The organism is Streptomyces sp. NPDC054786 (genome assembly GCF_053611685.1).
The window spans coordinates 55,945-79,153 of sequence record NZ_JBSHAW010000002.1 but is presented as its reverse complement, the minus strand read 5'-3'; the positions used below and the strand labels follow the sequence as shown (position 1 = coordinate 79,153).

Sequence of the window (23,209 nt, the reverse complement as noted above, 5' to 3'; positions counted from 1 at the left end):
GTGCCGCCGGGCTGCTGACGGGACTCGTGCGGGGGCCGGTGGGGACGTGCGGGGACGTGTGACGTGTGGGGACGTGTGACATGTGGGGAGGTGTGGGGACCGCCCGCAGGCCGGAACTGGGGGCGGGTGCCCCGGTCATGGGGGGCCAGGGCCGCTCGCACCGAGCGAGCCGGCGGGAGAAGGGTGGGGAAGGTTGCTGCGGAGGGTTGGTGGTGAAGGTTGCTGCGGAGGGTTGGTGGGGAAGGCTGCCGGTGCGTCATCTCCGCAGCCCGCGGCGACGGCGGACCCCGCGCGGCCCCGGGCCCCGGAAGGCGGGCGACGGCACGCAGGGATGAGGAGCCGGCCCCCACCGGGCAGCGGCAGACGAAGCCCGATCCGGCCTCTCGGTAGCGTCGAACTACCGGCCGTCATCGTGGCGTCGGCGTCGCTGGGGCCGAACACCCGCCGGAGCCGGGTGAGTTACGGCAGCACGGGGGCGGCGAGGGCGACCGGTGGCGGACGGCTCGCCCCAGGCAGGGGAATCCGTGGAACACATCCTCGACCCAGCTCCTGACCGAACAGTAACCTTACTTCGAAGTAAAACTACGCCAGGACCAGGAGTTGGCCAATGCCCGATCACTCCCTTCGTCGCAGCAATTCCGGGCCCGGCCGCCCCGCCGTCGGCCTCTTCGTCCGTCTCCTCCCCCGCCGTCCCGGTCTGCCGCGGCCCACGCCGCTGCCCGAGCCCGCCGGGGCCTGAGATGAGCGACGCCCCCACGGCAGGCGCCCCCACGGCGACCGTGCGCCTGCGCCGGGCGCCCCGGCTGATGCCCGTACTGGGCAAAGGGGTGCTGACCGGGATCGGCAAGCATCCGCATCCGGACGCCGCCCTGCCGGCCACCCGGCTCGTCCTGCCCGTCGCGCGGATCGATCCGGCCAGGGCCGCCGCGTACGCACGGGTCTGCGGCTTCCCGGACACCGGCCCGCTGCCGGTCACCTACCCGCACATACTCGGCTTCCCGCTCGCCGCCCGGCTGATGAGCGCGCGCGCCTTTCCGCTGCCGCTGCTCGGGCTCGTTCACACCGCGATCGAGATCGAGCAGTATGCGCCGCTTCACCTCGACGACCGGCTCGAACTCACGGTATTTGCGGCGGAGTTGCGGGCCCATCGCCGTGGCACGGAAGTCGTGATGGTGACCGAGGCCAGGCGCGCGGGGCGGCTGGTGTGGACGGACCGGAGCAGCTATCTCGCGCGGCACCGGGGGCCGGGAGGGGCGGAGGCGGGCACGCCGCTGCCGGACGGCGCGGAGCGAGCGCCGACGCCACCGCCGGACGACCCGCCGCCACCGGCCCACGCACCGCCGCCGGACGACGATCCGCTGTACGCCGGCACCCCGCCACCCGACGATGCGCCGTCCCCGGAGGACGGGTCGCCCCTCCGCCGCGCCGTGTGGCAGCTGCCCGCCGGCCTCGGCCGTCGCCATGCCGCGGTGTCCGGCGACTACAACCCGATCCACCTCCACCCGCTCACCGCCCGCCCGCACGGCTTCCCGCGCGCCCTCGCCCACGGCATGTGGACATTCGCCCGCTGCACCGCCGAAGCCCTGCCCCCCGGCGCCGCCCCCGTACGCATCACCGCCGCCTTCCGCGCCCCGGCCCTGCTGCCCACCACCGTGACCTACACCCAGCAGGACGCGGTGGACGGCACCGGCGCCACCTTCACGCTCCGGGGCACACCGGCCGGCACCGCACGGCCCCGGCTCCACGTCTGCGGAAATCTGACGACGGACATCCCGCCACGGCCCTGATCCACCGGCCGTCCGCCGGTCCGCTTCACCCCCTGACGCCGGACGGGCCCTCCTGGCCGTCGAGTCCGCCGGGCGCCCAGCGTTCGCCACCCATCAGCCGGCCGAGGCCCGCCCAGACGAAGTTCATCATCGTGGCCGCCGTGTCCTTCGCCGACGGATGTTCGCGCTCACCCGAAGCCCCCTCGTCCGTACGGACGTTGGCCCACTCGGCGAGGGACTCGGCCGCACCGACCAGGGCATGGGAGAGCCCGGCGACCTCCCGTTCGGCCAGTTCGCCGACGCAGCCCGCTTCCTTTGCGGCTGCACCGATCAACTCCGTGACGAATGCGACGATCTCCGCCCGCATCGCGGCCGCTTCGCGCGCGAACGGCTCACCGTGCGTCCGTGCCTGCTGATGGAGTACGGCCCAGCCGTCCGGATGCTCGGCGGTGTGCGCGAAGAACCCCTTCAGACCGCTCCACAGCTGCCGGTCGGCCGTCCCCCCGGGCTCCACGGCGGCCGTCACGGCCGCCACCAGCGCCTCCGACTCCCGCCGGATCACCGTGCTGAACAGGTCTTCCTTCGAATGCAGGTAGAGATAGACCAGCGGCTTGGAGACCCCGGCCGCCTCGGCGATCTCATCCATCGAGGCCGTTGCATAACCACGCCGTGCGAACGTCAGCACCGCGGCGTCCAGCATCTGCCGCTCCCGGACAGCACGCGGCACCCGCTTGCTCTTCACAGCTCCCACCCTGAATGTCCCTCCATCCCGCCCCTTTACTGCAAAGTAAGTTTACGATCTTCGCTTCCCCTCCGCCCTCCCTCCCTTGACACGTTCGCGCGCATGGCGAGACGATACGTCTCGTCACGTCATCGAAGGGATGGCTGTGCCCCACTCCCCCTGGAGGACAGCACCGTGCAGCAGTTCACCGAAGCCGCCCCCGGCATCCGCCTGTGGACGGAGCAGCGCGGTGCCGCCGATGCGGTCCCCTTGCTGCTGATCATGGGTGCCCAGGCGAGCGGCGTCGGCTGGCCGGAACCACTGGTCGACGCGCTGGCCGCGCACCACCGGGTCATCCGCTACGACCACCGCGACACCGGCCGCTCGACCTGGCCTTTCGACGAGCAGCCGTACCGGATCGCCGATCTCGCCGATGACGTGATCGCGGTCCTGGACGGGCTGGGTGTCGACCGGGCTCATATCGTCGGCATGTCATTGGGCGGCATGCTGGCCCAGATGGTGCTCGCCGACCACCCCGACCGACTGCTCAGCGCCACCCTCATCGGTACCAGCGCCCTCAGCAGCACCCCGTACACCCGCCCCGACGGCCGCACGGTCCCGGTGGACGAGCTGCCGGGGATCGCGCCCGAGGTCCTGGAGCTGTGGTCCCGCCCGGTCGAGGATCACGGTGCGGCGGCCGAGGTACAGCGCCGGATCGAACACTGGCGGGTACTCGCCGGTGACCAACTTCCCTTCGACACCGACTCTTTCCGTGCTCTTGAACAGCGCGTCATCGAGCACACGGGGCACTACCGGACGAGCACCGCGCACGGCCGTGCGGAGCACGACGGGATGCTCCGCACGGACCGGCTCGCCAAGAACGAGGTGCCGGCGCTCGTGGTCAGCGCGCCGGCCGAGCCGGTCTTCCCGCCGCCGCACCCCCAACACCTCGCGCAGTGCGTCCGCGGCGCGTCCATCGTCGAGATCCCGGGGATGGGGCATGCGCTGCCGCCCGCCGTACTGGAACCGCTCGCCACGGCGGTCCTGCGCCATACGGGAGCGACGAAGGGCCGGGAAGAAGGCTGAGGGGAGGAGGGGGAGAGCAGCAACAGCACCGGAATTGCTCACAGCGCGGGCCGCTCCCGGGACCCGGCCGACGCCTGCCGGACCCGGGGCACAGAGGTGCCCCACCGACGCGAACCCCACTTCCGAACCCTGAGCAGCGTCAAACCGCCATGCCCGAACCAACTCCCCTGATCGCGCGCGATCAACCAGCGCACGCCATGGCGACCAACCCATGAACGCCGGGCACGACCACGACCGCACAGAGTCGCCACCCACGCAGACGACTGCACCGTGCGGTCACCTCAAGCAGCACACCTAGCTAGGCCTTACGGAGGAGACGATCTCGGCGATCTACGCCCTCCGAAGGATCCTTGATCATTCCGGTGGTCGATGTCCCAAGATCCGGCGGCGCAACAGAGTGGAGGGCGCAGGTGATCACGGTGCCCGGGGGGACATCCGGCCCGCGAACAACCACCTGTGACCCCACCGATGACCTTTGGACCTTCAAGGAGTATGACCATGAGGAAGTTCGCGCGGAGCGCGGCAGTGGCCGGCGCGGGGTTCGCGCTGGCGGCGGTGCTGTCGCCGGTGGCCCACGCGGCCGACCAGGCCCAGGCGCAGGGGAAGATCTGGGTGCACGCCCACGAGCATGCCCAGACCTACAAGGAGGCCACCACCCATTCCCCGAAGGCGGGCAGTGGCATACGGAAGGGCGAGAGCGCCCCGGTCATCTGCCTGTCCACGACCGGGTGGTACAAGATCGCTGACGCGGGCCCGAGTCCGATCTGGGCGGAAGCGCAGCACTTCGAGTCCGTGGTCCACATGCCGAAGTGCTGACCACCTGACCAGTGCCCTCGCGCTCCGTACGGGGCGCGAGGGCACTGTCCGTATGCGGCTCAGCCGCGTGGGCCCGACCAGCGCGCGGAGCGCCTAGCTGGTCCTCCCGTCAGAAACGCCGCTGATGGTGCACCGTGGCATCGACCGGCACAAGCCGCCCCACCGTTGATCCCTCGCACCGTAGAGGACATCACCGTCGAGCGGGCACGGTTGACTCACCGATCACGCCCCCGCGGGTCGCATGGGAAAGCCCCGACCTTGTGCCGAAGGTCGGGGCTCATCCGTGGGCGTAGCTCGCGTTAGGCAGCAGCCGCCCCGGGGACCTTCTCCTCCGCGTCGTCAGCAGTGGCCGCGCCCAGGCTGATGCTCGTGGCGCCGTTGTAGGCGTCGCGGTCCAGGATCTTCTCCTTGGCGGACACCAGGATCGGGATGACCGACTGGCCGGCCACGTTGGTGGCCGTACGCATCATGTCCAGGATCGGGTCGATGGCCATCAGCAGACCGACGCCCTCCAGGGGCAGGCCCAGCGTGGAGAGGGTCAGCGTCAGCATCACCGTCGCGCCGGTCAGTCCGGCGGTGGCGGCGGAGCCGATGACGGAGACGAAGGCGATCAGGAGGTAGTCGCCGATGCCGAGGTGGACGTCGAAGATCTGGGCGATGAAGATCGCGGCGATCGCCGGGTAGATCGAGGCGCAGCCGTCCATCTTGGTCGTCGAGCCGAACGGCACCGCGAAGGAGGCGTACTCGCGCGGCACGCCGAGACGCTCGGTGACCTGCTGGGTGACCGGCATGGTGCCGACCGACGAGCGGGAGACGAAGGCCAGCTGGATGGCGGGCCAGGCGCCGCGGAAGAACTGCAGCGGGTTGACCTTGGCGACGGTCGACAGCAGCAGCGGGTAGACGCCGAACAGCACCAGGGCGCAGCCGACATAGATGTCGACGGTGAAGGTCGCGTACTTGCCGATCAGGTTCCAGCCGTACGTCGCGATGGCGTTGCCGATGAGGCCGACGGTGCCGATCGGGGCGAGGCGGATGACCCACCACAGGGCCTTCTGGAGCAGTTCGAGGACCGAGCGGCTGATCGCGAGGACGGGCTCGGCCTTCTCGCCGAGCTGGAGGGCCGCGATACCGGCCACGGCCGCCATGAAGACGATCTGCAGGACGTTGAGCTCGGTGAACGGCGTGATGAGGTCGGTGGGGACGATGCCGGTCAGGAAGTCGATCCAGGAGCCCGCGTGGTCGGGGAGCTTGCCGTCCTTGGGGGTCAGGCCGGTGCCCGCGCCCGGGTTGGTGAGCAGGCCGATCGCCAGGCCGATCGCGACGGCGATCAGCGAGGTGGCCATGAACCACAGCAGGGTGCGGCTGGCGAGCCGGGCGGCGTTGTTGACCTGCCGCAGATTGGTGATCGACACCAGGATCGCGAAGAAGACCAGCGGGGCCACGGCGAGCTTCAGCAGCTGGACGAAGAGGTCGCCGATGTGCTGCAGCGTGGTGGTGAGCCAGCCGATGTCACCGCTCTTGGCGATCCAGCCGAGCAGCACGCCCAGGGCGAGGCCGGTCAGGATCTGCACCCAGAACGGGACCTTGGGTATGCGGGAGGACTTGGGGGGCTGGGGAGCCGGTGAGGACTCGGCGGTCTCGGCAGACGTGGACAACGGACACACTCCGGGGACAGGTGAGACGTCGGGGCGGCGGAAAGAAGCGCCAGGAAGGAGAGCGGCTGCGGAGCAGACGCGAAGGGGGGCCTCTCCCGCCCGGAGGGTGAGGGAGAAGATCTCCGGCCGCTGAGGAGAGAGGTCAGCGGCGGCAACAGGCCGCGGACATACAGCGGCAGAGATCGACGTGCAGGCGCGCCACGAGCGGAGTGCTCATGGGGGACGGGGGCGCGGCTGCTGTCTTCATGCCAAGTACGTTAACACTTGAACTTTGAGGAACCCAAAGAAAATCTTTGAGTTTCCGAGGGGTCCGCGCACCGGACCACCCGTCAACAACACGACAGGCGCCCGGCCATGGAGCGGAGTCCATGGCGCCGGGCGCCTGTCGTGACGAAGCGGGTGTGAGGCGTCTTACATAAAGGTCCAGGCCTTTACAGCGGCCCGTCCTCCTGGCCGGCGTTGGCCGCGAGGCGCTCCCGCTGCCGGTCGACCTTGGCGACGATCTGCTCGGACATCGCGTCCCGCTGCTTGCGCAGCAGCACGAAGCTGAGCGGCGCGGAGATCACGATGGCGAGCAGCAGCATCCAGACGGCGTTGGAGGCGCCGACGGCGAGCGGGATGACGTGGACGTACGCCAGCGCCCACACCACGGCGAGCGAGGCAACGAAGAGGCCGATGCGAAGGGTGGTGTAGCGGAGCGTGGCGAAGTTGTGGCTACTCACGGATGGGACCTTCTCCTCAACGGCAACCTAAAGGGTCTGCATCCAGTCAAGCACAGCGCTTCGGGCGATCTTCGCGGCCCCCGCCGCGGATCCGCCCCTGACCGGCCGACCCGGCCCGCGCCCGTCGTCCCCGGCCCGTCGTCCCCGGCCCGTCGGCCTGCCGGTCAGCCCAGCTCCAGCCACATCGTGACGTCATCGCGGAAGTCGTCGTCGGCCAGCTTGATCGCGCCGGGGACGCGGCCGACCTCCTTGTAGCCGCAGGCCTCGTAGAAGCGGTGCACACCCGTGCCGCCGCGGCAGGTGAGGCGCAGGGCGGTGACGCCGTCGAAGCCGCGGGCGGCCTCGGCGACCGCGGCCATCAGCCGGCGGCCGGCGCCCTTGCCCTGGAGGGAGGGGTGGACCATGACCGTGTAGACCCACAGCCAGTGCGTCATCAGACGGTGGCCGTTGAAGGTCAGGAACGCCGTGGCCAGGACCCGGCCGTCCGCGTCACGGCCGACCATCAGGCGGCTGCGGCCCTCGGCCATGGCCGTCAGATGCGTGAGCAGATCCGGGCGGATCTCCTCCGGCGACACCGGCGGGAGGAAGCCGACCGCCCCACCGGCGTTGGAGACATCGGCCCACAACGCGCATATCCCGTCACGGAGTTCAGGGGTGACGGAAGGGTCCAGGTCAAAATGCACGTTCATGACCCGGACCCTAACTCTCGCCGCCGACAGCGCCCCCGAGCAGGTCAGACGCGCATCGGCTGGGGGGATTCGCGGCGCTCAGCGTCGGGGCCCGGGTACTCGCGGATGGCCTCGTAGCGGGTGTTGCGCTCGACGGGGCGGAAGCCGGCGTCGCGGATCAGGTCGAGCAGGTCCTCGCGGGTCATCTTGTTGGGCGTGCCGTAGTTGTCCGCGTCGTGCGTGATCTTGTACTCGACGACCGAGCCGTCCATGTCGTCCGCGCCGTGCTGCAGGGCGAGCTGGGTGGTCTGCAGGCCGTGCATGACCCAGAAGCACTTGATGTGCGGGACGTTGTCGAAGAGGAGACGGGAGACCGCGAAGGTCTTCAGGGCCTCGGCGCCGGTCGCCATCGTCGTGCGGGCCTGGAGCTTGTTGCGGACCTTGCCGTCCTGCATGTCCACGAAGTCGTGCTGGTAGCGCAGCGGGATGAAGACCTGGAAGCCGCCGGTCTCGTCCTGGAGCTCACGCAGCCGCAGGACGTGGTCGACGCGGTGGCGCGGCTCCTCGATGTGCCCGTACAGCATCGTCGAGGGGGTCTTGAGGCCCTTCTCGTGGGCGAGGCGGTGGATCCGCGACCAGTCCTCCCAGTGGGTGCGGTGGTCGACGATGTGCTGCCGGACCTCCCAGTCGAAGATCTCGGCGCCGCCGCCGGTCAGCGACTCCAGGCCGGCGTCGATCAGCTCGTCGAGGATCTCGGAGGCGGAAAGGCCCGAGATGGTCTCGAAGTGGTGGATCTCGGTGGCGGTGAAGGCCTTCAGGGAGACCTCCGGGAGGGCTTCCTTGAGGGCCTTGAGGGAGCGCGGGTAGTAGCGCCACGGCAGGGTCGGGTGCAGCCCGTTGACGATGTGCAGCTCGGTGAGGTTGTCGCCCTCCATCGCCTTGGCGAGGCGGACGGCCTCCTCGATGCGCATCGTGTACGCGTCCTTCTCGCCCGGCTTGCGCTGGAAGGAGCAGTAGGCGCACGACGCGGTGCACACATTCGTCATGTTGAGGTGACGGTTGACGTTGAAGTGGACGACGTCGCCGTTCTTGCGCGTGCGCACCTCATGGGCGAGACCGCCCAGCCATGCCAGGTCGTCGGACTCGTAGAGGGCGATGCCGTCCTCGCGGGTCAGCCGCTCCCCGGCGTGGACCTTCGCCTCCAGCTCACGCTTGAGGCCCACATCCATCGACGCAGCCATCCGGTCGCCTCCCAGTCTCTGCCGTATCGGTGCCGTTTCGGTGCCGGAAACGGGCTTCGTCGAGCGTACTCCCCCGTGGTAGAGGCGGACGGGGCCCCCTTGGCGCGCCCGTCCGCTCCCGCGTGCCGCAGGTGCCCGGTGGCCTACTCGGCCTGTTCGGGCAGTTCGCCGACGCGGTTCTCCCACTTGGTGGAGAGCACGATCGTGGTGCGCGTACGGGAGACGCCTCGGGTGCCGGACAGCCGCCGGATGGTGCGCTCCAGGCCGTCCACGTCGCCCACCCGCACCTTGAGCATGTACGAGTCGTCGCCGGCGATGAACCAGCAGTCCTCGATCTCTTCGAGGTCGCGCAGCCGGCGCGCGACGTCCTCGTGGTCGGCCGCGTCCGACAGCGAGATGCCGACCAGTGCGGTGACGCCGAGACCGAGCGAGGCGGCGTCGACCGTCGCGCGGTAACCGGTGATCACACCGGCCGCTTCGAGGCGGTTGATCCGGTCCGTGACGCTGGGCCCGGAGAGGCCGACGAGCCGGCCGAGCTCCGCATACGAGGCCCGGCCGTTCTCGCGAAGTGCCTGGATGAGCTGCCTATCCACCGCGTCCATGCCCTCAAGCCTTCCAATCTTTACGCATTTTCGGGTTCTGCATGTAGAATCTAAGGCATACAGGGTTTCGACCCTGCGAATCTTTCGATCAAAGACGATCTCACAGGAGCTGTCACCGTGTACTCGATCGAGATGGCCTACGCCCGCATGCGCGAGCTGCAGGACCAGGCCAATCGTTCACGTGCCCACCGGGCCGCGGCACCGCGGACCCGCCGCCTCTTCGGCCGCACCGCCGCAGCCAAGAAGCACTAGCGAGCGTCCGGGGCCTCCTCCGCATCCTTGGAGCCGCCCCGCAACTCCCCCTCCCAACGCCGGTACAGCCCGTGCGGCACCCCGGCCGCATCGAGCACCCGGCCGGCGACGAAGTCCACCAGATCCTGGATATGCGTCGCCCCCGCATAGAACGCCGGTGAGGCGGGCAGCACCACGGCGCCCGCCTCGTCCAGCGTCACCAGATGCTTCAGCGTCGGACCGTTCAACGGGGTCTCGCGCACCGTGACCACCAGCCGGCGCCGCTCCTTGAGCGTCACGCTCGCCACCCGCTGCAGCAGATCCTTCGACAGCCCGAGCGCCACCCCGGCCACACACGCCGTGCTCGCCGGGACGATCAGCATCCCCTGCACCGGATACGAGCCCGACGAGGGCCCGGCCGCCAGATCCCCGGCCGGCCAGTACCGCACATCCGCCAGATCCGCCTCCGTCACCGGAAACGTCGACGGCTTGCCATCGGCTCCGCGCGCCAGCCATTCCCGCAGGTCGGCGCGCCAATGAGCATCCCGGAACGCAATGCCGGTCTCGTCCAGCAGGGTCAGCCGCGACGCCCGGCTCACGATGAGATCCACCGCCTCCCCGGCGGCGAGCAGCCCGCGCAATACGGACGCGGCATACGGCGTCCCGGACGCGCCGGAGATCCCCACGACCCACGGACGGCGTCGGCCGGGGTCCTGCTTGCTGGTGTCGTTGTGCGGCGGCTCCACGCATCGAGCCTATCCGGCGGAACCACGGACCCCGTCACGGCCGTTCTTACCTGTGCGCCCCTCGCGCAGCCCCGCCGAGGGCCGCCCCACCGGGGGACGAGAAGGGACGGCCGGAGATGACATCACGCGCGAAGCCCGCGATCTGCCTGATGCTGGGCTGGGTCGCGCTGCTCTGGCTGCTGGAGGGCGTCGACATCGCCACCGGCGGCACCCTGGACACCTTCGGCATCCAGCCGCGCGAGCCCGCCGAGCTGCTCGATGTGGTGCCCGCCGCCTTCCTGCACTTCGGCTTCGCCCATCTCGCCGCGAACACCCTGCCGTTGCTGGTGCTCGGCTTCGTCGCCGCGCTGCGCAGCGGGGTGCGCCGGCTGCTCGCGGTCGTCCTGCTGATCATCCTCGCCAGCGGGCTGGGCGTATGGTTCACCGCCGCACCCGACAGCAACACCGCGGGCGCCTCCGGTGTCGTCTTCGGCCTCTTCGGCTATCTGCTGGTGCGCGGCTTCATCGAACGCAGCCTCCTGGACATCGGCATCGGCCTGGTCATCGGCGCGCTCTACGGCTCGATCCTGTGGGGCGCGCTGCCGACCGACAGCGGGATCAGCTGGCAGGGGCATCTGTTCGGGCTGATCGGCGGGGTACTGGCGGCCTTCGTCTTCCGGGAGCGCCCCCATGGCGACCTGACCGGGGCCGGTGTCCGACCCGTCACGTAGCCTCGGCACGAACGGGAGCCACGGGGGCGCGCACTTCCTCGCAACGAGCGCGCGCGGCGCCGGGCACAGTCAGTACATACGGGGTGAGCAGACCATGTCCGACTACTACCAGCCCGGTTACGGCCCGCCGGCCGGGGGGCCACAGCAGCCTTACGGGACACCGCCGCCTTACGGGACGCCGCCGCCGTACGGGTCCCCTCAGCAGGCCCGGCCCGGCGGCGCACCCGGCGGCTACGGCTACCCCCGCGCCCAGCAGCCAGGCTCCGGTTACGGCACTCCGCCGCCCGCACCCCCGACGGGCCCCGCGATGTGGGCCCACCTCGGCGCACTGCTGACCATGACCGCGGGCACGATGATGTGCTGCGGCCTCGGCGCCTTCCTCGGCTGGATCTTCCCGCTGTCCCTGCGCAGCAACGACCGCCACAAACACGACCCGTACATCCGTCACCACGCCACCCAGGCAGTGAACTTCGGCATCACCCAGGCCCTCATGGCGGCCCTCGGCGTGGTGCTGTACATCGCCAGCGCCTTCATCTTCGCCGCGGCCGCCACGACGGACGCCCAGCGCAACAGCTCCGGCCTGGCGGTCCCGCTACTGACCGTGATCGGCATCTTCGGCAGCTACGCCCTGTCCGGCGTGGTCTGCGCGATCATCGGCACAGTGAAGGCGACCCGCGGCGAACTGTGGACCTATCCGCGGCTGATCGCCTGGCCGCTGAGCAAGGGCTGAGCGAACCGCCAGGAACCGATTACTCTCCGTAATCGTTGCAAGCAGAAGAGGACCCGCGCGGGAGCATGGGGCGTGGGGGCATGGGGCGTGGGGGCATGGAGTCGTCGTCGGGCAAAGGCCGTGGGGACATGGAGCCGTGCGGACGTGGGGCCGTGGGCCGTGGGCCGTGGGGCATGGCACTGTGCGGGCAGGGAGCCGTGGAGCTGGAGGCCGTGGCGGCATGGAGCCGTGAAGCCGTCCCGCCGGCCGAGACCGACCGCAGGTCCGGGCGACAGGCCGTCACACCGGCCGGGAGAGGAAGCCGTCACACCGCCGGCCGGACCGGCCGGGCCGGCCGACACGTCGTCACATCGGCCGCCCGTCACACCTCCGGCCCGGCCGACGGACCGTCCGCCCGCCCGCCTGACGGACCGTTCACACCGGCCGCCCGTCACACCACCAGCTCGGCCGGCCGCCCGTCACACCACCACCACCACGGCCGACGGACCGTCACACCGTCAGCCCGCGCACCAGCAGATCCAGCAGCGCGCAGACGAAGAGCGCGATCCCGATGAAACCGTTGACCTGGAAGAACGCCCGGTTCAGCCGGGTCAGGTCGTGCGGCTTGACGATCGTGTGCTCGTACAGGAAGGCCGCCGCCACGATCACCAGGCCCAGCCAGAAGAACGCGCCCGCGCCGGTCGCCAGCCCGTACCAGACGAAGAGCCCCGTCGTGACGAGGTGACAGCCACGCGCCCCCCGGATCGCGGCCGGGATGCCGAAGCGGGCCGGGACCGACAGCACGCCGACCTCGCGGTCCGTCTCCACGTCCTGGCAGGCGTAGATCAGGTCGAAGCCGCCGATCCAGATGCCGACCGCGAGGCCGAGGATCAGCGCCTCCCAGGACCAGGACCCGGTGATCGCGAGCCAGGCGCCGATCGGGCCCATCGCCTGGGCGAGGCCGAGGATCGCCTGCGGGAAGTTCGTGAACCGCTTGCCGTACGGATAGACCACCATCGGCACCACCGCGAGCGGTGCCAGCGCCAGGCACAGGGAGTTCAGCAGCGCCGCCGCGCCCAGGAACACGACGAGCGCGATCAGGGCGCCTGTCCACGCCGACTTCACCGACACCGCGCCGGTGACCAGTTCCCGGTGCGCGGTGCGCGGGTTACGGGCGTCGATCTCGCGGTCGATGATCCGGTTCGCGGCCATGGCGAACGTGCGCAGGCCGACCATGGCGAGGGTGACGAGGAGCAGCCGGCCCCAGTGGACGCGCTGGTCCCATTCGTACATCGCGGTCAGGGACGCGATGTAGGCGAAGGGCAGCGCGAAGACCGAGTGCTCGATCATCACGAGGCGCAGAAAGGCCTTGGTGCGGCCCGGCTGCGGGACCGCTGCGGATGCGCTGCTCATGAGAGTCCGTACTCCTTCCAGCGGCGGTCGACCATCGCCGCCGTCCGCGGGTCGGACTCGACCATGTGGGGCCAGCCGCCGTCGCGCGTGTAGCCCTCCTCGGGCCACTTCTCCGTCGCGTCGATCCCCGCCTTGCCGCCCCAGAACTGCTGGTAGGAGGCGTGGTCGAGATGGTCGACGGGACCTTCGACGACGGTGAGGTCGCGGGCGTAGTCGGTGTTGCCGAGCGCCCGCCAGGAGACCTCATGGAGGTTGTGCACATCGCAGTCCGCGTCCACGACCACGATCAGCTTGGTCAGCGACATCATGTGCGCGCCCCAGATGGCGTGCATGACCTTCTGTGCGTGCTTGGGGTACTTCTTGTCGATCGAGACGATTGCGCAGTTGTGGAAGCCGCCGGATTCCGGCAGGTGGTAGTCGACGATGTCCGGGACGATGATTTTGAGGAGCGGCAGGAAGAACCGCTCCGTCGCCCGGCCCAGCGGCCCGTCCTCCGTCGGCGGCCGCCCCACGACGATCGACTGGAGCAGCGGCCGCTTACGCATCGTCACGCAGTCGATGGTCAGCGCCGGGAACGGCTCCTGCGGCGTGTAGAAGCCGGTGTGGTCGCCGAACGGGCCCTCGGGCAGCATCTCGCCGGGCTCCAGCCAGCCCTCGATGACGACCTCGGCATGCGCCGGGACCTGCAGCGGCACGGTCTTGCAGTCGACCATCTCGATCCGCTTGCCCTGGAGGAAGCCCGCGAAGAGGTACTCGTCGATGTCACCGGGCAGCGGGGCGGTCGAGGCGTACGTCACGGCCGGCGGGCAGCCGAAGGCGATGGCGACCGGCAGCTTCTCCCCGCGCTTGGCGGCGACCTGGTAGTGGTTGCGGCTGTCCTTGTGGATCTGCCAGTGCATGCCGATGGTGCGCTTGTCGTGGCGCTGCAGGCGGTACAGGCCCAGGTTGCGCACGCCGGCCTCGGGGTGCTTGGTGTGCGTCAGGCCCAGGTTGAAGAAGGAGCCGCCGTCCTCGGGCCAGGTGAACAGCGCCGGGAGCCGGTCGAGATCGACCTGGTCGCCCTTGAGGACGACCTCCTGGACGGGCGCGCTCTCCCCCTTCACCTTCTTCGGCGGCACATGCGTCATGCCCGCGAGCTTCCCGAACGCCTCGCGTACGCCGACGAAGCCCTGCGGCAGCTCCGGCTTGAGCAGGCCGCCGATCTTGCCGCTGATGTCCTCGTACGCCTTCAGGCCCAGCGCCTTGAGCAGCCGGCGGTCGGTGCCGTAGACGTTCATGGCCAGCGGCATCGCCGAGCCCTTGACGTTCTCGAAGAGCAGCGCCGGGCCACCGGACTTCTGCACCCGGTCCACGATCTCGCCGACTTCCAGATACGGGTCGACCTCGGCCTTGATGCGCTTGAGGTCGCCTTCCCGCTCCAGTGCGCGCAGGAACGAGCGAAGATCGTCGTAAGCCATGCCTTCCAGTATCGGGTACGCACTACCCTGGACGGGTCACCGGGCCCCGGCGAGGGCCCGCCGTCGCGTGCAGGGGGACCGTTCCGCAATGCTCAGGTATCTGCCGTTCCTACTGGTGCTGGCACTGTGGATCTATGCGTTCATCGACTGTCTGAACACTCCCGAATCACAGGTGCGCGGACTGCCCAAGGTGATCTGGGTGATCATCATCCTGCTCTTCGGTGAGGTGCTGGTCGGCCCGGTCGCCTGGCTGGTGGCGGGCAAGCACCGAGGGCCGGCGACGGGCGGCGGCTCCACGCCCTCGGAGTGGCACCGCAACCACCGTACGAAGTTCGTGGCGCCCGACGACAACCCCGAGTTCCTCAGGTCCCTCAAGGACGAGAGCAAGAAGGACGAGGCGCTGCTCAAGGACTGGGAGGCCGACCTGCGCCGCCGCGAGGAGGAGCTGCGGCGCAAGGGCCGCGGTGCGGCGGACGGCGGCCCCGAGGACACGCCGCCGCCTGCCCAGGGGTAGGGCTTCCGCCCCTTGTCCGCACCTCAGCGCCGACGCGCCGCGGCCCGGCCGCCAGGCGTACGGTGAGCGTATGGACCGTACGCAGGACTGGGGTCAGGACCGCGACGAGTTCCGGCTGCACGGCAGCGTCGACGGCCACAGCGACCCGACCGGCCACCCCGGTCATCTGCAGGAGCAGGCCCGCGCCATGCTGGCAACGGCGCTCACCGAGGCCCGCACCGGTCTCGCCGAGGGCGGCATCCCGATCGGCGCGGCGCTCTACGGACCGGACGGCACCCTGCTCGGCCGCGGCCACAACCGCCGCGTCCAGGACGACGACCCCACCATGCACGCCGAAACCGCGGCCTTCCGCGCGGCCGGCCGCCAACGCGGCTACCGCGGCACGACGATGGTCACCACCCTCTCCCCCTGCTGGTACTGCAGCGGCCTGGTCCGCCAGTTCGGCATCTCCCGCGTGGTGATCGGCGAGGCCCGCACCTTCCACGGCGGCCACGACTGGCTGGCCCGGCACGGCGTCCGCATCGTGCTGCTGGACGACCCCGACTGCGCGGCAATGATGCGCGACTTCATCGGGGCACGGCCGGAGCTTTGGCACGAGGACATCGGGGTCGAGTAACCGGTCCGCGGTCGGCACTACAGGTCCCGGGCAACATCAGCGGCGCCTCCACGGCCGATGTGGGGAACCAACAGAACGGCGCCCGACGGCAGACGGGGCAGGGCCGGGTCCGGGTCCGGGGCATGCCGGTCGGCCATCTGCCGGACGCCGTTCCCCAGCCCCGCAATTCGCTGGCCCGCAGCCCCGCCCTCCGCCAGGATGACCACCCATGAGCACCAGCCCCGACGCCCCCGTACAGGCCGCCGACACCCCCATATCCCCCGCCGAGCCGGCCCGTCGCATCCGCGCCCTGCACACCGAAAAGACCGTCACCGTCTACCAGGCCTACTCCCCCGCGCTGGGCGTTCCGGCCGCGCGGGACGGGCGGTTCCCGGCGGCGTGGAAGCGGGAGCGGATGACATGGATCAAGCCGCGTTCATAGTCTCTTTCCATGACGCCAGACGCCAAGGACCAACAAAGCCAGGTCCCTGGAAGTCTTGGACGGCCTTGTGGGCCCGAAGGCTCGTGAGAACTGGAAAGCACTGGAGGAGGACGAGAACTTCCAACGTATGAACGCGGTCATGCGGTTTCTGTTCGCCGCCGTGAAGATCAAAGCGGCGACGAAGAAGGGGCGCCAATTCGACTACGGCAGGATCGACATGGAGCAGAATCCGATCTGGCTCTGACCAGGTCAGACGAGGAGGGGCCCGCATTCAGGGCTTCGACATGGAGTCGCTATAGGCGGGGTCCTCCGGTCTACGACTCTGGCCCACTCTACGGAGATATGAAGCAGGCACGGCCCCAGTGATCATGTGAGTGTCCACCTCCCATGATCACGCTGGAAGACCGTGCCCACTGCCGCGCCTTCCTGGCTGACGAGGCCTCCGGCGAGTACCGATTCGTCGCGAACATCGCGCTCTATCTCATCGCTGCCCGGTAACTACATGAGATGCACCTCTACGCTAAATCCGGGCGCAAGCACTCGATTCAGGCACTCAGCATGACCGCCTAGCCCCTGCTGGGCACTTGTCTCGTCTGTGGTTAGCGTCATAAATACGTAGTCGTCGGCTGTTTCTGTTCCTTGGCCACAGATGCAACACCGCAGTCGCTTTGAGACGTTCAACGGTGCCTTGTCATCCACTGCGCTCATTCCCAAATCCCCTTCGATATCTTGTTGTCGACGTATCTCTGTGTGGCATTCTTGAGAACTGTAGTGGGGCCACCAGAGGGATTGGCCGCGTCACGCACCACGACATCAAACGTGCCATTTCCATTGTCCAGAATCTTCACCATCTGGCCGTCATCTTGAATGTACAGCTCTCCCTCCTGCCAAACATGGTCCACATCGACCCCCCGTTCGCCAACACGACCGGCCCCATGGATGTCACGGCCGTCCATGCCGCCGTCGCCAGGCGCCGGATCTTCTGGTGGGTGACCGCCAGTAGGGGGCTTGCCACCACCATGACCACCGCGTCCGCCCACGCCAGCCGGTTCCCGTGCTTCGGTATCAGCCAGCTCGCGTTCCAGGATATTGCCAACTTCGGTGCTGTCGGCATCTACGGCCTCAATCTCGGGGACACTGTCGGCCGCAGACTGAAGGTAAATTTCGAGGTCTGATATGACCTCAGTCCCGATGGTGGCTATGGACTCGTCCAGGACGACTGCGACGTCGCCAAGAATGGCCGCGGCTTCCGCGCTGTCCAGCGCAGCTGCTGCGGCGTCCGAGCCGCCGCCTGTAAAGGGTGTGAGGATGACACCCACGATCGTCGTCAGGGTGATGGCGATGCCTGCTTCAGCGAGCTTGTGCTCGGTTTCGCTGTGGGCAGTGTCGATAGCTTGGGCGAACTTCTCGCATGCGTTGGCTAGTTGTTCGCAGGCATGTTTCGCGGCCGAGAGCGGCGCCTTACCGGCACCCTTGCCACCACGCCAGATCTTTCCCCAGAACTCAGCCATCGCCTCGATGGAGTCGTCCGAACTGCTGTCAGTGAGCGAACGGACCTGCTGGTGAAGGCCGTTGCCAAGATCATCGATCGCGCTGGCTGCGCTTCTGTAGGCATGCGCGGCCGCGTGGAGTTTGTCCTGGTGACCATTCGGCCAGTACTTGGCAAGGACGTCAGGCATGGAACTGTCGCCTGCCCCCAGAGCGGAGTCAGGGTGTGAAAGGCTGACATCTGTAAACACCGGCGGCGGCGAGTATCGCTCCGGCCCACCACCCTTGCCCGCATGAGGATTGGAGTGATGGTCAGCCTTCATGTAATTGTTTGCAGTTTGAACCAGAGCCGTTGAAGCTTGCCCAATTGCGCGCACAGCGCCACCAATGGTGAGAAACAAGGCCTTGGCGGCTGGGTCGTACTTCTTGGCGAACTTGTGACCGTAGTCATCATTGCCGGCCATTCCGCCAGCGCCATCCAGCCCACTTTGGAGCTTTTCCCCGATCGCGATGATGCGATCTTGCCCCTTAGCAAATTTCAAGGCCACACTATGCAGGTCGTCAGGGTGCAGGTTGATTGGGTTGCTACCACGACCAAAGCGCCCACTCATCGCCCACCCCACATTCGCAGGTTAGCCGACCGGGCAGCGGAATAATTTCCATGCGCCGTATGTACGGTTTTCTGCAAGGCCCGGAGAGAACGGTGCAGCCCCTTGGAAGCGTCGCTCCATTGTTTGTACTGGAGGTGGAATTTATCTCGCGCGTCGCCTGACCAGCTCTCCATCACCTGGCGAACTGCATCATCTAGCTCAGAGAGATGCCCTTGCAGTGCGCTAGCTATGCTCTCCAGCTCTTCACTAGCCTCGGTCAGCGACTCGAAATGGACGGTCAACTGATCCGCCATCTTTCCCCCCTTGATCATCTACTCAAGGGAGTATGCCAGCCAATTGAGGGTGAAATGATCTCTATATCCTTGTATACCCCTCAGGCTTATCGGAGATTGACGCGTCACCGAGAAAGTATTTAAGGTCACTTGACCAAAAAATTGGAGATTTCACTTGCAGGTTGAACGAATCTAAGTCCCATGGGGCCATGTCTGCTTCATATCCCCGCAGAGCGGGCTAGAGCCGCAGACCGGACGAGCCCGCCCATAGCGACCTCATGCCGAAGCCTGGGCCCGCATAGGGCCCCTCTTGCTGTCTCACTCGGCCTTGCCTCCGCGCTGACGCTCCAGAAGCCGGGCAAGTCGCCTCGTCGCTGCTGGGCTGATCTTGGTGTTGAACTTCCTGCAAACACGGTCCAGGTGCCGGACCCTCTCTGACTCACGGTCATACGTGGTCATCGGTCACCACCCATCGGCCGCGTTCTCCATGACAGATCTCCCGGTTGCGGGCGTGATCCTCGGCGATCCCAGCGGCGATGAAGGCAGCGCCAGAGGTATGGCCGGACCCCACGTAACGCCACTGGGAATCAGTGAGCGTGCCGGAGTCGTCGACGAAACCATGCGCAGTCCGTTCGTGTTCGGCCCGTTCAGCGCGGAGCGCCGTGTACGTCGTGGAGTAGATGCGGGACTTGGTGAGGATGTGGCCCCGGTAGCCAAGGGTGTGAGTACAGGCGCGCAAGCGCAGTGGCGCCAACTCCGGTAGGCCGCCGAGCTGCCAGCAGGTACGCATGAGGGCCGGTACGTGCGCCGAGACTTGAGCCGTCGTGATGCCGGACGGGCCGGTGACCGGGTGATACATAACAACCAACGAGGCCATAAAGCGCCCTCACGAAGCGAGGAACGTTTTGGATGAATTGACGGAACGAGTAGGGAACGACCCCGGCGAGAATCAGCAGGGCGATCCCACGAATGCTACTGAACCGGAGGAGAATGGGAGCGCCCCAGAGGAGAGCAGTCAAACCACCCGAGAAAACAGGACGGGAGACCTACGCGCCGCCCTGATAGCAACCGTGGGGGCGCTAGTTGGTGCTCTCATCGGGGGCGCAACCTCCTACGTATCGACCCAGCAGCAGACCGTCGCACAATTCGAGTTACAAAGCAAACAAGCCAAGGGGGAGAAGGATAAGGAGGTGAGGGAAAGGCGCGCAGTAATTTACGCCAAATTGCTCGACTCGGCGAACAAATTCACACTGGAGGATCGCAGAATCCGTAAGGCTTGCCGAGTCCGCAAGGGTTGCCCCGATCTCACCAAGTGGAAGGACAATTGGCGCGAGTACCAGAATGCATACACCAAAGTTTTCGTATATGGAAGCGATGAATCGGCCAAGATGGCTTGGGAAATGTCGACAGTGATGGAATTGCCGGCACCGGGCAAGAGTGTTGTTGACTCACTGAAAGGAACAGAAAGGGATGCAAGCTTTACTACCGCGTATCTTCATTTTCAAATATTGATGTGCCGAGAGCTCCCGGCTAACCCTCGAAAAGATTGCAGTCTCGGGCTTAGTGCGGGAGCTATAACTCCCCCGGAATCAGGTACGCACTGACATCAGCAACTGACATCAACGTCGACGGACAGCGGCACCGTTGAGCGGCTATGCGTGACGATGGCAGCCGAGTGCCATCCATCCGCGTCGGTGCCCAGATCGAACTCCTAATGCGGGGCTCACCAGCTGAGACTCGCCGCCGCTTGTGCGCCTACCCGATGGGGGCTGCCTGAGGCGCGGCCAACCTGTGGCCAAGGTCCATCCCCGAGGCAGGTGTACTGCTGGCTCCGCCGCAGCTCGGAGTAGGTGTTGTGCCGGAAAGTTCAACGGTCTTGAAAGCCGTTCCCTTCGCACAGCTTGGCTGTTCGGTGGCTCTTAGTCGCAAGAGTCGCAGACGCCTGTCGTCGGAAGCTGAACGAAGCACCCGATGCAGACGGGGGGCGGCTCAGCAGCTCGGGCCTGTCGGCGTTCGATGGCTGCCTGGTATCTAGGAGCAAGAGCAGGAACCCCTCCGCCCGGAGGGAGATCTGCACCGAATCGCTGGTAGCAGCTTAGTCGTGCTTCGGCAGCGTGCTGTTCGCGCTCCTGCACATCGTGCACGGGCGGCTGCCCTGCGGTCTCTAGAACTTCCTTGTAGCCAACGCCCACCATGCCGTCGTCGCTGTGTACGACCAACGCGGTCAGTGGCGGATCGCCTCGTCGGTGTGCTTCGCGGACCACCCTGCCGAGGACAGAGCCAATCCAGTTGTGGAGCAGTGCCTGGGTGTGGATGCCTGACCTTTTTTGGATCTCCTCTCCCAGCTTCTTGTACGTGATGACTGCGCGATAGGTACGTGCAACATCGGCTAGTACCGAGTAGGCCTCTTCAGCCCACCTATCGCGGGCGTCCCCCGCGTCGTGCTGCCCCACTGTGTGCCCCCTTTGGCTCCGCTGCTCTTCCGGCGACCGGACGACCGTTACGCATGCGGTTGCCCAATCTTGCCCGTTCCGCGGCTGGACGTCAGGGGATCGAGCATCGAGGTGGCGGCAATACCTGACGGCAACGGGCGCAGACGGGTGCAGTCGCGTACGAGCCTTGCGGGTTCCTTGCTCCGGCGGCCCCACAGGTATGTCCGGCAGCAGATGCACTGCGGAGCCCACGTCAGGATTACAAAGCAGGGATCAACCCGCCGAGCTCTGCCGCAGCTAATCTCAGATTCGAGCGTGGAGGGTCATAAAGGAACGTCGCTCGATGAAGCGGTCGAAGGCCGGCTGCACCTCGCCCTCTACGAGATCGACGCCGCAGATGTAGAGCTCGGGGCGGTTCGACAGCAGCTCGAAGTCCCGTATGGCGTCCTCGAACCGGCACACCACGCCTGGCTCGGAGGCGGAGTCGATGATCAGCGAGTGGCTGTGCCGAGCGACGGGTGTCTGACGAGCCCAGTTCACTACGCCTTCGTCCGAGACATCGTCCAGTCTCAGCGAGCGATGCGGCAGGCTTCGCCAGTCGATGCCGCTGCCTGCCCACAGGAGTGTGCTGAGATACGCATTGAACCGAGTGGACAGAAGCACGGGCTGCACCTCCGCACCATGCTCATGGAGCCAGGGTTCGATCTGGTTGATGCGCATGATCGAGAGCCTAGGTCCAGTGCGTCTCGCCCTCAGCGGTCACGAGAGGTGATCCTCAGTGGTCGAGGAGCTGGTGGTCGGTGGTGGCACCTCACGACGGGATGAGGCCCTGGGCCGTCTCCGGGCCGTGTCCAGTCGTACGACTCCCGAGCCATCCGAGACCGCAGCAGCGCGCAGCTTGATTCCCGCAGTGTCCACTCCTGCTGCCACCAGCGCGTCGCCCAGCTCTGCCGCCGCCTGCATCGCGTCTCGCCAGCCGGCCAGGTAGTCCACCCCGCGTACCCACAGGACCGCGTCAGGGTCCAGGTCCTCACCGTCGAATCCGTCGTCCCCGATGCCGTCCATTCTCTCAAGTCCCTTTCCCCGCAGGCTGGCTGAACACTGTCCTTGCCGGGCCACGCCGTAGGAGGAAACGACGAGGGCCCCGGTGCCATCGGCACCGGGGTTCGTGATCGTTTGGGAACGATCCCCTGTCGGACCATCCCGCGCCTGCCAGGGTTTGAGGGGTGGTCCGGCGTCATGTCTGCGGTTGTTGTGCGTGACGCCTCTGCCCGGTCGCAGATCGGCAGAGGTCAGAAGCGTTGTCGGCCACCGGGGTACTGAATCGGCTTGCGGCAGTCCGGCGCATCACCTGGCGCGGGCTCTTGGTCGAGCGCATGGCAGAGCGCAGCGTGGACCCGCTCCGCCTCAGCTACGGTCAGCCGCAGCGGAGCAGCGGCGACCGGCTCCCCATGGCGGGTGATCTGGAGGGTCAGCGCCATCCCTCCATCCGATTCACGGCTCACGGATTTGCTCGCTACCGGTGCGAGTTCCCATCCCTGTGCCTCGCGCGCCGTCCGGCTCATCCGTTTGTCCCGTTGGCAGATGTCGGCGGCTTGTCAGGCTCGGCCTCCTCGCCATCGGGTAAGGGCAGCCGTCCACCCCTGCTCTCAGCAACCGTCAACGCGTCCCGAAGTGCCTCACACAACCGGGCACTCAGGAATCGGAGTTCCAGGGCGTTGGCCTTCTGGTTTTCGAGCATCTTCGCCGCGTGGTCGAGCAGCTCGGCGCCCGTTTGGAGCTGGACCTCTTCCATTTCGTCGGCGAGCTGTGAGAGAGGGCTATTGCCGTCGTCGGTGGCCAGGTAGGAGCGCTGACCGGCCGGGCCCGGCCAGGGGAGCAGACGCGGTTGGGCGCTCACAATGTCACCGCCATCCACTGGGAGGCACACATCGAGCCGACGCAGCGGTCAGACTCCGCCCGGCGCTGCATCTGCCGCTCGTAGGCGACGAGATAGGGGCGGACGAGCTGAACGTCCTCGCCGCGGATCGGGCGCCAGACGTACGGATCAGGGACCCGCGGCAGGCTCAGGCTCATCGTCGGCGTGTCCGCGCAGCCCACTACCGGGCTCGTTCCCACCACGCGATGGTGCCCCGGTGCGGGCAGTAAGGCTTTCAGCAGCAACTCGAAAACCCTGCCGATATGGTTCCGCATGTCGACCTGCTTCCATCAGGTTGGCCATGCCCCGGGGTGCCGTCACGCACCGCCGGGGTCTTGTCTCGACAGTCAACGACCGACTTTGGCCAAGAGGCAGCGTTCATAGGGGAGTTCAC

At 67.6% G+C, this 23,209-nt stretch carries 26 protein-coding genes and 1 pseudogene; 10 read left to right on the top strand and 17 right to left on the bottom strand.

The window, feature by feature from the left end:
- The first annotated feature begins 740 nt into the window (after nucleotides 1-740).
- Nucleotides 741-1,787 carry a MaoC family dehydratase gene (locus ACWGI6_RS02660; protein ID WP_453265808.1) on the top strand — a complete coding sequence of 349 codons (1,047 nt, stop codon included), beginning with the start codon at nucleotides 741-743 and terminating at the stop codon, nucleotides 1,785-1,787.
- A gap of 25 nt (nucleotides 1,788-1,812) precedes the next feature.
- On the opposite strand, the gene ACWGI6_RS02655 is transcribed toward ACWGI6_RS02660, so the two are convergent.
- Complete coding sequence (locus ACWGI6_RS02655) at nucleotides 1,813-2,517, bottom strand: TetR/AcrR family transcriptional regulator (RefSeq protein ID WP_453265807.1); 705 nt, start codon at nucleotides 2,515-2,517, stop codon at nucleotides 1,813-1,815.
- A gap of 165 nt (nucleotides 2,518-2,682) precedes the next feature.
- Here ACWGI6_RS02655 and ACWGI6_RS02650 point away from each other — a divergent pair, with 165 nt between their 5' ends.
- Nucleotides 2,683-3,573: an alpha/beta fold hydrolase gene (locus tag ACWGI6_RS02650; protein ID WP_453265806.1), complete on the top strand. Its 891-nt coding sequence runs from the start codon at nucleotides 2,683-2,685 to the stop codon at nucleotides 3,571-3,573.
- A gap of 498 nt (nucleotides 3,574-4,071) precedes the next feature.
- Nucleotides 4,072-4,389: a hypothetical protein gene (locus ACWGI6_RS02645; protein WP_453265805.1), complete on the top strand. Its 318-nt coding sequence runs from the start codon at nucleotides 4,072-4,074 to the stop codon at nucleotides 4,387-4,389.
- Between the two features lie 299 nt (nucleotides 4,390-4,688).
- On the opposite strand, the gene ACWGI6_RS02640 is transcribed toward ACWGI6_RS02645, so the two are convergent.
- The 5 genes from ACWGI6_RS02640 to ACWGI6_RS02620 form a co-directional block, all read right to left on the bottom strand.
- A complete protein-coding gene (locus ACWGI6_RS02640; protein WP_453265804.1) occupies nucleotides 4,689-6,044 on the bottom strand; it encodes a dicarboxylate/amino acid:cation symporter in 1,356 nt (451 codons plus the stop codon).
- 431 nt (nucleotides 6,045-6,475) lie between these two features.
- On the bottom strand, nucleotides 6,476-6,766 hold the full coding sequence (locus ACWGI6_RS02635; protein ID WP_453265803.1) for a DUF4229 domain-containing protein: 291 nt from the start codon (nucleotides 6,764-6,766) through the stop codon (nucleotides 6,476-6,478).
- A 164-nt stretch (nucleotides 6,767-6,930) separates the two neighbouring features.
- On the bottom strand, nucleotides 6,931-7,455 hold the full coding sequence (locus ACWGI6_RS02630; protein WP_453265802.1) for an N-acetyltransferase family protein: 525 nt from the start codon (nucleotides 7,453-7,455) through the stop codon (nucleotides 6,931-6,933).
- A gap of 44 nt (nucleotides 7,456-7,499) precedes the next feature.
- On the bottom strand, nucleotides 7,500-8,663 hold the full coding sequence (gene mqnE / locus ACWGI6_RS02625) for an aminofutalosine synthase MqnE (RefSeq protein WP_393906530.1): 1,164 nt from the start codon (nucleotides 8,661-8,663) through the stop codon (nucleotides 7,500-7,502).
- A gap of 155 nt (nucleotides 8,664-8,818) precedes the next feature.
- A complete protein-coding gene (locus ACWGI6_RS02620) occupies nucleotides 8,819-9,277 on the bottom strand; it encodes an Lrp/AsnC family transcriptional regulator (protein WP_393906460.1) in 459 nt (152 codons plus the stop codon).
- Between the two features lie 117 nt (nucleotides 9,278-9,394).
- Here ACWGI6_RS02620 and ACWGI6_RS02615 point away from each other — a divergent pair, with 117 nt between their 5' ends.
- Nucleotides 9,395-9,529 (top strand): hypothetical protein, encoded by a 135-nt coding sequence (locus ACWGI6_RS02615; protein WP_393906461.1) that lies wholly within the window; start codon nucleotides 9,395-9,397, stop codon nucleotides 9,527-9,529.
- Here the strand turns inward: ACWGI6_RS02615 and ACWGI6_RS02610 are convergent.
- Entirely contained in the window at nucleotides 9,526-10,254 is a 729-nt protein-coding gene (locus ACWGI6_RS02610; RefSeq protein ID WP_393906462.1) for a UbiX family flavin prenyltransferase, read from the bottom strand. The two genes, ACWGI6_RS02615 and ACWGI6_RS02610, sit on opposite strands and share 4 nt — an antisense overlap.
- A gap of 116 nt (nucleotides 10,255-10,370) precedes the next feature.
- On the opposite strand from ACWGI6_RS02610, the gene ACWGI6_RS02605 reads away from it, so the two are divergent.
- Together ACWGI6_RS02605 and ACWGI6_RS02600 are read left to right on the top strand one after the other, a co-directional pair.
- Nucleotides 10,371-10,964, top strand: a complete 594-nt coding sequence (locus ACWGI6_RS02605) for a rhomboid family intramembrane serine protease (RefSeq protein ID WP_453265801.1) — start codon at nucleotides 10,371-10,373, stop codon at nucleotides 10,962-10,964.
- A gap of 94 nt (nucleotides 10,965-11,058) precedes the next feature.
- Nucleotides 11,059-11,694, top strand: a complete 636-nt coding sequence (locus tag ACWGI6_RS02600; RefSeq protein WP_453265800.1) for a DUF4870 domain-containing protein — start codon at nucleotides 11,059-11,061, stop codon at nucleotides 11,692-11,694.
- A gap of 489 nt (nucleotides 11,695-12,183) precedes the next feature.
- Here the strand turns inward: ACWGI6_RS02600 and mqnP are convergent, their stop codons facing one another.
- Nucleotides 12,184-13,086, bottom strand: coding sequence for a menaquinone biosynthesis prenyltransferase MqnP (mqnP, locus tag ACWGI6_RS02595; RefSeq protein ID WP_453265799.1), 903 nt, complete (start codon nucleotides 13,084-13,086; stop codon nucleotides 12,184-12,186).
- Nucleotides 13,083-14,543: a menaquinone biosynthesis decarboxylase gene (locus ACWGI6_RS02590; protein ID WP_453265798.1), complete on the bottom strand. Its 1,461-nt coding sequence runs from the start codon at nucleotides 14,541-14,543 to the stop codon at nucleotides 13,083-13,085. The genes mqnP and ACWGI6_RS02590 overlap by 4 nt, the downstream gene beginning before the upstream one ends.
- 88 nt (nucleotides 14,544-14,631) lie before the next feature.
- Between ACWGI6_RS02590 and ACWGI6_RS02585 the strand changes: the two genes are divergently transcribed.
- From ACWGI6_RS02585 to ACWGI6_RS02575, 3 genes and pseudogenes are all read left to right on the top strand, one after another.
- Complete coding sequence (locus ACWGI6_RS02585) at nucleotides 14,632-15,057, top strand: PLD nuclease N-terminal domain-containing protein (protein WP_453265797.1); 426 nt, start codon at nucleotides 14,632-14,634, stop codon at nucleotides 15,055-15,057.
- Nucleotides 15,058-15,127: 70 nt separating this feature from the next.
- Nucleotides 15,128-15,673 (top strand): nucleoside deaminase, encoded by a 546-nt coding sequence (locus ACWGI6_RS02580; RefSeq protein ID WP_453265796.1) that lies wholly within the window; start codon nucleotides 15,128-15,130, stop codon nucleotides 15,671-15,673.
- A 208-nt stretch (nucleotides 15,674-15,881) separates the two neighbouring features.
- Nucleotides 15,882-16,085, top strand: a pseudogene (locus ACWGI6_RS02575) (DUF4291 family protein); the annotation flags it as partial.
- A 713-nt stretch (nucleotides 16,086-16,798) separates the two neighbouring features.
- On the opposite strand, the gene ACWGI6_RS02570 reads toward ACWGI6_RS02575, so the two are convergent.
- The 3 genes from ACWGI6_RS02570 to ACWGI6_RS02560 all read right to left on the bottom strand — a co-directional run bounded on the left by ACWGI6_RS02570 (nucleotide 16,799) and on the right by ACWGI6_RS02560 (nucleotide 19,342).
- Nucleotides 16,799-18,124, bottom strand: a complete 1,326-nt coding sequence (locus tag ACWGI6_RS02570; RefSeq protein ID WP_453265795.1) for a WXG100-like domain-containing protein — start codon at nucleotides 18,122-18,124, stop codon at nucleotides 16,799-16,801.
- Between the two features lie 65 nt (nucleotides 18,125-18,189).
- Nucleotides 18,190-18,486 carry a WXG100 family type VII secretion target gene (locus tag ACWGI6_RS02565; protein ID WP_453265794.1) on the bottom strand — a complete coding sequence of 99 codons (297 nt, stop codon included), beginning with the start codon at nucleotides 18,484-18,486 and terminating at the stop codon, nucleotides 18,190-18,192.
- 424 nt (nucleotides 18,487-18,910) lie between these two features.
- Nucleotides 18,911-19,342, bottom strand: a complete 432-nt coding sequence (locus tag ACWGI6_RS02560) for a replication initiator (protein WP_453265793.1) — start codon at nucleotides 19,340-19,342, stop codon at nucleotides 18,911-18,913.
- Nucleotides 19,343-19,370: 28 nt separating this feature from the next.
- On the opposite strand from ACWGI6_RS02560, the gene ACWGI6_RS02555 reads away from it, so the two are divergent.
- Nucleotides 19,371-20,069, top strand: a complete 699-nt coding sequence (locus tag ACWGI6_RS02555; protein WP_453265792.1) for a hypothetical protein — start codon at nucleotides 19,371-19,373, stop codon at nucleotides 20,067-20,069.
- A 1,131-nt stretch (nucleotides 20,070-21,200) separates the two neighbouring features.
- Here ACWGI6_RS02555 and ACWGI6_RS02550 read toward each other — a convergent pair.
- The 5 genes from ACWGI6_RS02550 to ACWGI6_RS02530 form a co-directional block, all read right to left on the bottom strand.
- Nucleotides 21,201-21,617, bottom strand: a complete 417-nt coding sequence (locus ACWGI6_RS02550) for a hypothetical protein (protein ID WP_453265791.1) — start codon at nucleotides 21,615-21,617, stop codon at nucleotides 21,201-21,203.
- 39 nt (nucleotides 21,618-21,656) lie between these two features.
- On the bottom strand, nucleotides 21,657-21,962 hold the full coding sequence (locus ACWGI6_RS02545) for a hypothetical protein (RefSeq protein WP_453265790.1): 306 nt from the start codon (nucleotides 21,960-21,962) through the stop codon (nucleotides 21,657-21,659).
- Between the two features lie 227 nt (nucleotides 21,963-22,189).
- Nucleotides 22,190-22,378 (bottom strand): hypothetical protein, encoded by a 189-nt coding sequence (locus tag ACWGI6_RS02540; protein ID WP_453265789.1) that lies wholly within the window; start codon nucleotides 22,376-22,378, stop codon nucleotides 22,190-22,192.
- An 80-nt stretch (nucleotides 22,379-22,458) separates the two neighbouring features.
- Entirely contained in the window at nucleotides 22,459-22,815 is a 357-nt protein-coding gene (locus ACWGI6_RS02535) for a hypothetical protein (RefSeq protein ID WP_453265788.1), read from the bottom strand.
- Nucleotides 22,794-23,090, bottom strand: coding sequence for a hypothetical protein (locus ACWGI6_RS02530; protein WP_453265787.1), 297 nt, complete (start codon nucleotides 23,088-23,090; stop codon nucleotides 22,794-22,796). The genes ACWGI6_RS02535 and ACWGI6_RS02530 overlap by 22 nt, the downstream gene beginning before the upstream one ends.
- Nucleotides 23,091-23,209 lie beyond the last annotated feature (119 nt).

What these genes read in the sequence shown, in the direction of transcription:
- ACWGI6_RS02660 (WP_453265808.1), top strand. Translation starts at nt 741, where the DNA reads ATGAGCGACGCCCCCACGGCAGGCGCCCCCACGGCGACCGTGCGCCTG.
- ACWGI6_RS02645 (WP_453265805.1), top strand. Translation starts at nt 4,072, where the DNA reads ATGAGGAAGTTCGCGCGGAGCGCGGCAGTGGCCGGCGCGGGGTTCGCG.
- ACWGI6_RS02630 (WP_453265802.1), bottom strand. Translation starts at nt 7,455, where the DNA reads ATGAACGTGCATTTTGACCTGGACCCTTCCGTCACCCCTGAACTCCGT.
- mqnE (WP_393906530.1), bottom strand. Translation starts at nt 8,663, where the DNA reads ATGGATGTGGGCCTCAAGCGTGAGCTGGAGGCGAAGGTCCACGCCGGG.
- ACWGI6_RS02620 (WP_393906460.1), bottom strand. Translation starts at nt 9,277, where the DNA reads ATGGACGCGGTGGATAGGCAGCTCATCCAGGCACTTCGCGAGAACGGC.
- ACWGI6_RS02605 (WP_453265801.1), top strand. Translation starts at nt 10,371, where the DNA reads ATGACATCACGCGCGAAGCCCGCGATCTGCCTGATGCTGGGCTGGGTC.
- ACWGI6_RS02600 (WP_453265800.1), top strand. Translation starts at nt 11,059, where the DNA reads ATGTCCGACTACTACCAGCCCGGTTACGGCCCGCCGGCCGGGGGGCCA.
- mqnP (WP_453265799.1), bottom strand. Translation starts at nt 13,086, where the DNA reads ATGAGCAGCGCATCCGCAGCGGTCCCGCAGCCGGGCCGCACCAAGGCC.
- ACWGI6_RS02590 (WP_453265798.1), bottom strand. Translation starts at nt 14,543, where the DNA reads ATGGCTTACGACGATCTTCGCTCGTTCCTGCGCGCACTGGAGCGGGAA.
- ACWGI6_RS02585 (WP_453265797.1), top strand. Translation starts at nt 14,632, where the DNA reads ATGCTCAGGTATCTGCCGTTCCTACTGGTGCTGGCACTGTGGATCTAT.
- ACWGI6_RS02580 (WP_453265796.1), top strand. Translation starts at nt 15,128, where the DNA reads ATGGACCGTACGCAGGACTGGGGTCAGGACCGCGACGAGTTCCGGCTG.
- ACWGI6_RS02565 (WP_453265794.1), bottom strand. Translation starts at nt 18,486, where the DNA reads ATGGCGGATCAGTTGACCGTCCATTTCGAGTCGCTGACCGAGGCTAGT.
- ACWGI6_RS02560 (WP_453265793.1), bottom strand. Translation starts at nt 19,342, where the DNA reads ATGGCCTCGTTGGTTGTTATGTATCACCCGGTCACCGGCCCGTCCGGC.
- ACWGI6_RS02550 (WP_453265791.1), bottom strand. Translation starts at nt 21,617, where the DNA reads ATGCGCATCAACCAGATCGAACCCTGGCTCCATGAGCATGGTGCGGAG.
- ACWGI6_RS02545 (WP_453265790.1), bottom strand. Translation starts at nt 21,962, where the DNA reads ATGGACGGCATCGGGGACGACGGATTCGACGGTGAGGACCTGGACCCT.
- ACWGI6_RS02540 (WP_453265789.1), bottom strand. Translation starts at nt 22,378, where the DNA reads ATGGCGCTGACCCTCCAGATCACCCGCCATGGGGAGCCGGTCGCCGCT.
- ACWGI6_RS02530 (WP_453265787.1), bottom strand. Translation starts at nt 23,090, where the DNA reads ATGCGGAACCATATCGGCAGGGTTTTCGAGTTGCTGCTGAAAGCCTTA.